At 54.2% G+C, this 7628-nt stretch carries 1 protein-coding gene; it reads right to left on the bottom strand.

Annotation, left to right across the window (positions count from 1 at the left end):
• Window positions 1-7628: non-ribosomal peptide synthetase (locus D328_RS29905; protein WP_018888326.1), on the bottom strand; the 7628-nt coding region annotated here is incomplete at both ends.

The raw sequence follows: 7628 nt of genomic DNA, 5'->3' as shown, positions 1-7628 counted from the left end.
AGTGGAATGGCCTCTAGACGCATCAAGCGTGCAGGCACCATATGCGCAGGCAATCCAGCCTCCAGCTCGGCTTGAATATGCTGGCTGTTCACCTCGTGTTCACTCGTAAAGTAGCCACATAGATATTTGTGTCCACGCTCATCGGTACGGTCGATCACCACGGCTTGGCGTACGCCAGCTACCTGTAGCATCGCTGTCTCAATCTCACCCAGCTCGATTCGGTAGCCACGAATCTTGACCTGATAGTCCATCCGCCCAATGAAGTCCACGTTGCCATCCGGCATCCACCGTGCCAGATCCCCCGTGCGGTACAGTCGTTCCCCTGGTACATACGGGTTGTCCACGAACTTCTCCGCCGTGAGGTCCGGACGACCGAGGTAGCCACGAGCCACCCCGATACCGCCGATGCACAGCTCACCCAGTACACCGATGGGTACCGGACGCAGCTGGCTGTCCACAATGTAGAAGCGGGCATTCAGCCAAGCCTGACCGATCGGCACATGGCCACTGGCTGGCAGCTTCGTCAACTCTTCGTCGTAGAAGCTGGAGTCAATCGCCGCTTCCGTGACCCCGTAGCTATTGATGATGCGCATCTGTCCACCGAAGCGCTCCTGCAAGTTACGATAATCGCTCACACTGCAGCTATCCGAGCTGGTGATCAGCAGCTCCATGCTGCTCATGTCCAGTCCGTGCTCATGCACATGCTGCATGAACGGCACGATCAGAGCAGGCGTCGATTCGAATACCGTAATCTGATAATCCCGAATCCAGCCGTACAATCGACTCGGATCGATCCGGTCGTCCTTCGGGCAGATGACCATCGTGCCGCCATTGTAGAGGGTGCGCGCGATATCCCCGACGAACACGTCAAAGGAGAAGCTCGCCAGTTGGAGCAGCCGCACCGGGAATTCGCTCAGTCGGTAATCCCGTCGATACGCCGCTGCCGTATTCACCAGACTGCGATGCTCAATCATGACGCCCTTCGGACGTCCGGTTGTACCGGAGGTGTAGATCACATACGCTAGATCCTGCGGCTCGTTGATCCACTCCAGGTTGCTGTCATCCCCGGCATAGAGCGACTCGTCATCCAGCTCTAGCACCTGGCGCAGACGCAGCTCATCTGCGGCCTTGGACTCGGAACCAGCCTCCAATGCTTCCTGCTGCGCTAACAATCCCTTTTGCGTCAGCAGAACCGTTGCTCCGCTATCCGCCAGCATGAAGCGAATGCGCTCAGACGGGTAGTCTGCATCTAGCGGTACATACGCTCCGCCAGCCTTCCACACCGCCAGTACACCAACGAGCATATCGACGGAGCGCTCACTCAGAATACCGACGATAGATTCACGCCCGATGCCTTCCTCTCGCAATCGACGTGCGAGTTGGTTCGCCCTTTCATTAAGCTCACGGTAAGTAAGCTCCTGCTCCTCGTACACGACAGCTATATGCTCAGGCACAAGTCTTGCCTGCTGCTCCACATATGGATGGAACAAAGCTGCTACCTCTGTAGGCACCTGTGTGCCGAATCTAGCGTCTACTTTTCCAGCGCCAGCACTTGCATGAATCTCATTGTCTTTCGAAGCCTCTGCGCTACCTCCACTTACATCCCCGAAGCCAAACAGGATTTGTTCCTTCTCCTCCAAGGTAATCATGTTCAGACTTGTCAGTGATTGAGAAGGATCGGCTGTAATGGATGCGATCAGCTCTGTAAAATGCTTCGCCAGTCGTGCGATCGTCGCTGGCTTGAACAGTGCCGTGCTGTACTCGAAGCTGCACAAAATGCCTTCCGGTTGCTCCACCGCATCCAGCGTCAAATCGAATTTGGATGTACGATGCTCACTTGGATATGGCTTGAGATGCAAGCCTTCCATCTGGAATTCCTGCTGCTCAAAGGTTTTGAGTTCGAACATGGTGTCAAATAACGCGTTTCGGCTAGTGTCACGTGTCAGCTTGAGTTTGTCGACTAAATCCTCGAACGGATAATCCTGATGCTCATAGGCGCTAAGTGCCTGCTCTTTAACCTCCTGCAAATATTCCAGGAACGTCTTGTCATTGGATGGGTACATACGAATGGCCAGTGTATTCAGGAATACACCTACCAGTCCCTCCAATTCAGCATGCGGACGTCCAGCAATCGGCGTGCCCACAATGATGTCCTCTTGTCCTGAGTATTTGTGCAGCAGGGTGCTATACGCAGCAAGCATAACCATGTATAGAGTCGATCCTGTCTTGGTCGCCAGCTGCTTCAGTAGCTCACCGTCCTCTGTCCGAAGTACGAAGTCCAGCCGCGCTCCTTCCTGACGTTGCACAGCCGGTCTAGCAAAGTCTGTCGGCAGCTCCAATGCCGGAATTTCGCCAGCCATCGTCTCCAGCCAATAGTTCTCTTGGCCGCGAGCACGATCGCTGCTCAGCTCTGCACGCTGCCATACAGCATAATCCTTGTACTGGATACGAAGCGGTGCCAGCTCCAGACCTTCATAGAGTTCAGAGAACTCCTGCACAATGATGCCAGAGGTCACACCGTCTGAAATAATATGGTGCATGTCATAGAGCATCACATGTCGCTGTGGTCCATTTTCTACTAATTGGACTCTGAGAAGCGGTGCTTCACTCAGATCAAAGGCGCGTACAAAACGCTCTACATACACGTCCGTCTCTTCCTCCGCAGCTTGTACACGCTCTACGTTGAATTCCACGGTATCTGCAATACGCTGTACGACTTCGCCATCAACCATTCCGAAGCTCGTTCGTAAAGTGTCATGACGGGCAATCAGCTTACAGAACGCTTGCTCCAGTCTCGCAACATCCAGTTCGCCCTCGATTATGAGTGCCCCAGGCATGTTGTAGCTGACATCCCCACCCTCCAGATGACTAAGCACATACATACGCTTCTGGGCAGAGGACACCGGATAATGTTCACGCGCTTCAACTACTGGTATGGACTCATGCACATCGTGAGTCTGTTCACCCATCAGCTGTACCAATTGCTCAATCGTCGGATATTGGAAAATATCCCGCAAGGCAAGCTTATGCTGCAGCTCCTGATGAATTTTTGCTACCAAAGTCGTCGCACGTAAAGAGTGTCCACCCACTTCAAAGAAATGGTCCGTAATTCCAATCTGTGGATGATTCAGCACACGCTGCCAAATGTCCACAAGCTGTTTTTCCAGCGGCGTGCGTGGTGCTACATACACTCTGTCTGCTGCAAGCTGCACTTCCGGCTTCGGCAAAGCCTTACGGTCAATCTTGCCGCTTGGCGTCAGCGGGAACTGCTCCAGTTGCACAACATATGCTGGAACCATGTAATCCGGCAGCTTCGTCAGCAGAGCCTTACGTACGTCCGATATATTCAGCATCTCTGTAGCTACAATGTAGGCACAGAGGTCCTTATGTCCATCTTCGCTGGCAAAGGCCGTTACTACAGCTTCTTGCACGGGTTCCATATGAAGCAATTGCGCTTCAATCTCGCCCAGCTCAATCCGATAACCGCGGATCTTCACCTGATGGTCGATTCGGCCCAGATATTCAATGTTGCCATCCGGCAGCCATCTCACCAGGTCGCCCGTCCGGTACATCCGAGCCTCGTGATGCTCCGCTTGAGCTTCAGCTCCAGTCTCACTGCCAAAGAACGGATCACGCACGAATTTCTCCGCGGTCAGGTCTGGACGATTCAGGTAGCCACGGGCCACACCGACACCACCAATGCACAGTTCGCCTGCTACACCGATCGGCTGCAATAGCTCGGTTCCTTCTTTGACTACATACAGACGGATATTTTGAATCGGCTTCCCGATCGGAATCAATCCGTAGGTCTCGTTCGGCTCACAATCAAAGTAGGAGACGTCGACTGTCGCTTCGGTCGGGCCATACAGGTTAATCAGCTTCGTGCCAACAAGACCTGTGATCAGGCGCTGGAACCGTTCCACATGCTGCGGCGTCAAGGCTTCACCACTCGCAAATACCTGGCGCAATGTTACCAGCTTGACCTGCATATCTGCGCGCGGCTGGTGCTCAACATACTCCAGGAAGGCGTGCATCATCGCAGGAACGAAGTGCATGGTGCTTACCTGGTCACGAGCAATGGTATCCACGATGTCCTCTGGATTTTTCTCTCCGCCCACCGATAGCAGACTTACCTTCGAGCCCACCATGGACCACCAGAACAGCTCCCATACCGATACGTCAAAGGTAAAGGTCGTCTTTTGCAGGATGGTATCCTCGGTATTCAGTCCATAGCGATCATGCATCCACAAAATCCGGTTAATGACGGAATGATGCTCAACCATAACACCCTTTGGCTTGCCCGTGGAGCCTGATGTATAGATGACATATGCAATATGCTGTGGTCCTGCCAGCTGTCCCAGATTGGAGCTATCTTTGTCATACAGCGCTTCATCCTCTAGCACCAATATTTTGCCGTTAAAGCCCTTAGCGCTACTCGTATCTGCTTCAGTTGCTGCACGATTCACATCTGCTATTTGCACGGCAAGCTGCTCGGATAGATGCGATTGTGTCAGCACCAGTCTTGCTCCTGAATCCTCCAGCATGAAGCTGATTCGATCGGCCGGGTAGGTTGGATCGATTGGCACATAAGCACCGCCAGCCTTGAGAATCGCGTAAATACCCACAATCATTTCCAGAGAGCGCTGAGCTACAATGCCCACTGGCTGATCAGCCTGGACACCTTCCGCACGCAGCGTACGAGCCAAACGATTGGCACGTTCATTCAATTCTGCGTAAGTGAGTGATGCCTCGCCGCAGATGACCGCTACCTGCTCTGGTGTATTGGCTGCCTGCTTCTCGAATAACGTGCTTAGTGTTGATTCAGGTGCAACCGTCGTGGTTGCTGTGTCCACAATGTCAGCTATACCTGCTGTGTTTGTTATGTCTGTCGGACTTCCTGTGTTGGCAGTAGCTTCATCAGTGTTAGTCAATGCCACCGCTGTATCATTAAATACGCGGAGAATCTGATGACGCTCTTCCTCTGTAATTATCGCAATCTCGCCCAGCAACACATTCGGATTCGCTGCCACGGCTTCTGCCAGACGAATGAAGTGACGGGTCATTCGCTCAACAGTCTCAGAACGGAACAATGCCGTCGCATATTGCAGACCAAGCTGGATGCCGCCCTCTTCCTCGCGCGCCTCCAGTGTCAGATCGAACTTCGCTGGCGCTTGCTCCATCTCATAGGGACGGAAGCTCAGCTCTGCCAGCTGCTGTAGCTCGCCTTCCTCCGTCGTATGCAAGGTGAACATCGTATCGAACAATGGATTACGGCTCATATCCCGCTTCACATTCAGCTGATCCACCAGCTCCTCGAACGGATAATCCTGGTGTTCGAAGGCCTGCAATGCGCGAAGCTTCACATCCTCCACATAGCTGCGGAAGCTCTGCTCCGCACTTGGATAATTCCGCAGGGCCAGCGTGCCAACGAACATCCCGATGATCGGCGCCAGGTCTGCATGTGGACGTCCTGCAATCGGTGTACCGACGATTATGTCCTCCTGTGCTGTGTAGTGATGCAGCAGCGTCGTATATGCCGCCAGCAGCACCATGTACAGGGTCGATCCGCTTTGGGTCGCCAGCTCCTTCAGGCGATCACTGACCTCTCGATCCAGTCCGAACACAATCGTGTCCCCTTCACTGCTGCGTACTGCCGGACGAGCATAATCTGTCCGTAGATCCAGTACAGGCAGTTCACCACGGAACGTATCCAGCCAGTAGGCTTCCTGACGCTGCATCCATGCCTGCTGTGCCTGGCTGTGCTGCCAGATGGCATAGTCCTTGTATTGCAGGCGCAATGGCTGCAATTCTTCTCCGCCATACAGGCGAACGAATTCGTCTGTAAGGACTCCCATGGATACACCATCCGAGACAATGTGGTGCATATCAAGCAACAGTAAATACTGACCTTGGGCTTGCACTTGAGGTTGCTCTTGTGGTTGTTCTTCTGGTTGCTCTTGGGCTTGCTCATGTTGCTGGCCTTCTACTTGCGCTTGCTGCTCCAGCGCCACTTGCATTTCTTGCATTTGACCTTGCGATTGTTCTTGTAGCCATGCCGTTCCTGCAGTCAGTTCGACCACACCGACCCGCAGCAGCGGAGCGCTATGCAGCTCGAACGGGCGAACGAAGCTCTTCACCAATTTTTGAATCACAGCGTTCTCATCCGCTGCTTCATCCGTTGTAGCTGAGTCTGTCTCCATGTCTGCCTGAATGGATGAAGATGGCGCTGCACGATTGACCATATCTATGCTCGTATCTAGATCGCCTGCTGGTGTCGTCACGGTCTCTTGTGCCGCCGCCGCTTCATTCTGCGCCTGCACATACTCGACCTCGAATGATACGGTATCTTCAATCCATTGCACAGGCTCTCCGTCCACTAGTCCGAAGCGAGTCCGCAACGTCGCATGACGTGCAATGACTTGACGGAATGCCGCCTCTACCCGCTTCACATCCAGCGGACCGCTGACATGCAGCACCGACGGCATGTTGTAGCTAATATCCTGTGGGTCCAGCTGATGCAGGACATACAGTCGCTGCTGAACCGAGGACAGTGGATAGTAGCTGCGCTCTTCCGATACCGGAATAGCTGCGTAGGTCATCTGCTCCAGCTGCTCCAGCACAACGGCCATTTGCTCGATCGTTGGCGCTTCAAAAATTCGCCGCAGCGGCAGCTGCTTGTTCAGCTCTTTGTGAATCTTGGCTGCCAGTGTCGTCGCCCGCAGTGAATGTCCACCAATCTCGAAGAAATTGTCCTTCACGCCGACCCGCGTTAGACCCAGCACATCCTGCCAGACCTCCGCCAGCTTCGCTTCTACCCATGTACGTGGTGCAACATAAGCTGCTTCACTCTGCAGTCCACCTTCCGGTGCCGGGAGGGCTTTGCGGTCAATTTTGCCATTCAGGCTCAGTGGCATCTGCTCCATCTGGATAAAGTACGTCGGCACCATGTAGCTTGGCAATTCACGGCCCATTTCGCTCCGCAGTTCAGCCGCACCAAGCTCAACATTTGCTACATAGTACGCCACCAGCTGCTTCTGCCCCGTCTCATCGGCACGGGCCATGACGACCGCTTCACGTACAGACTCCACCTGCAGCAGCTGCGCTTCCACTTCGCCCAGCTCAATCCGGTACCCGCGAATCTTCACCTGATGGTCGATCCGGCCCAAATATTCGATGTTGCCATCTGGCAACCAGCGCGCCAGATCTCCCGTGCGGTACATCTGACCGAAGCCTGCACGTTCACCCGAGAATGGATCACGTACGAACTTCTCGGCTGTCAGCTCAGGACGGTTCAGATAGCCGCGCGCCACACCGACGCCGCCAATGCACAGCTCCCCGGCTACGCCAATCGGCTGCAGCTGCTCGGTTCCTTCCTTGACGATGTACAGACGAATGTTCTGAATCGGCTTCCCGATCGGAATGATTCCATATGACTCACCCGGCTCACAGTCAAAATATGATACGTCCACCGTAGCTTCCGTCGGACCGTACAGATTGATCAGCTTCGCCCCGCTCAGGCTCGACACCAAGCGTTGGAACCGCGCAACATGCTGTGGCGGCAAGGCTTCTCCGCTGGCAAACACATGCTGGAGCGTACCCAGCTTCGCTTGCAGTACCTCTCGTGGTTG

The organism is Paenibacillus massiliensis 2301065 = DSM 16942, assembly GCF_000377505.1.
GTDB classification, from domain to species: domain Bacteria; phylum Bacillota; class Bacilli; order Paenibacillales; family Paenibacillaceae; genus Paenibacillus; species Paenibacillus massiliensis.
The sequence above is the reverse complement of the archived record's forward strand: the minus strand, read 5'-3'. Positions and strand labels throughout refer to the sequence as shown.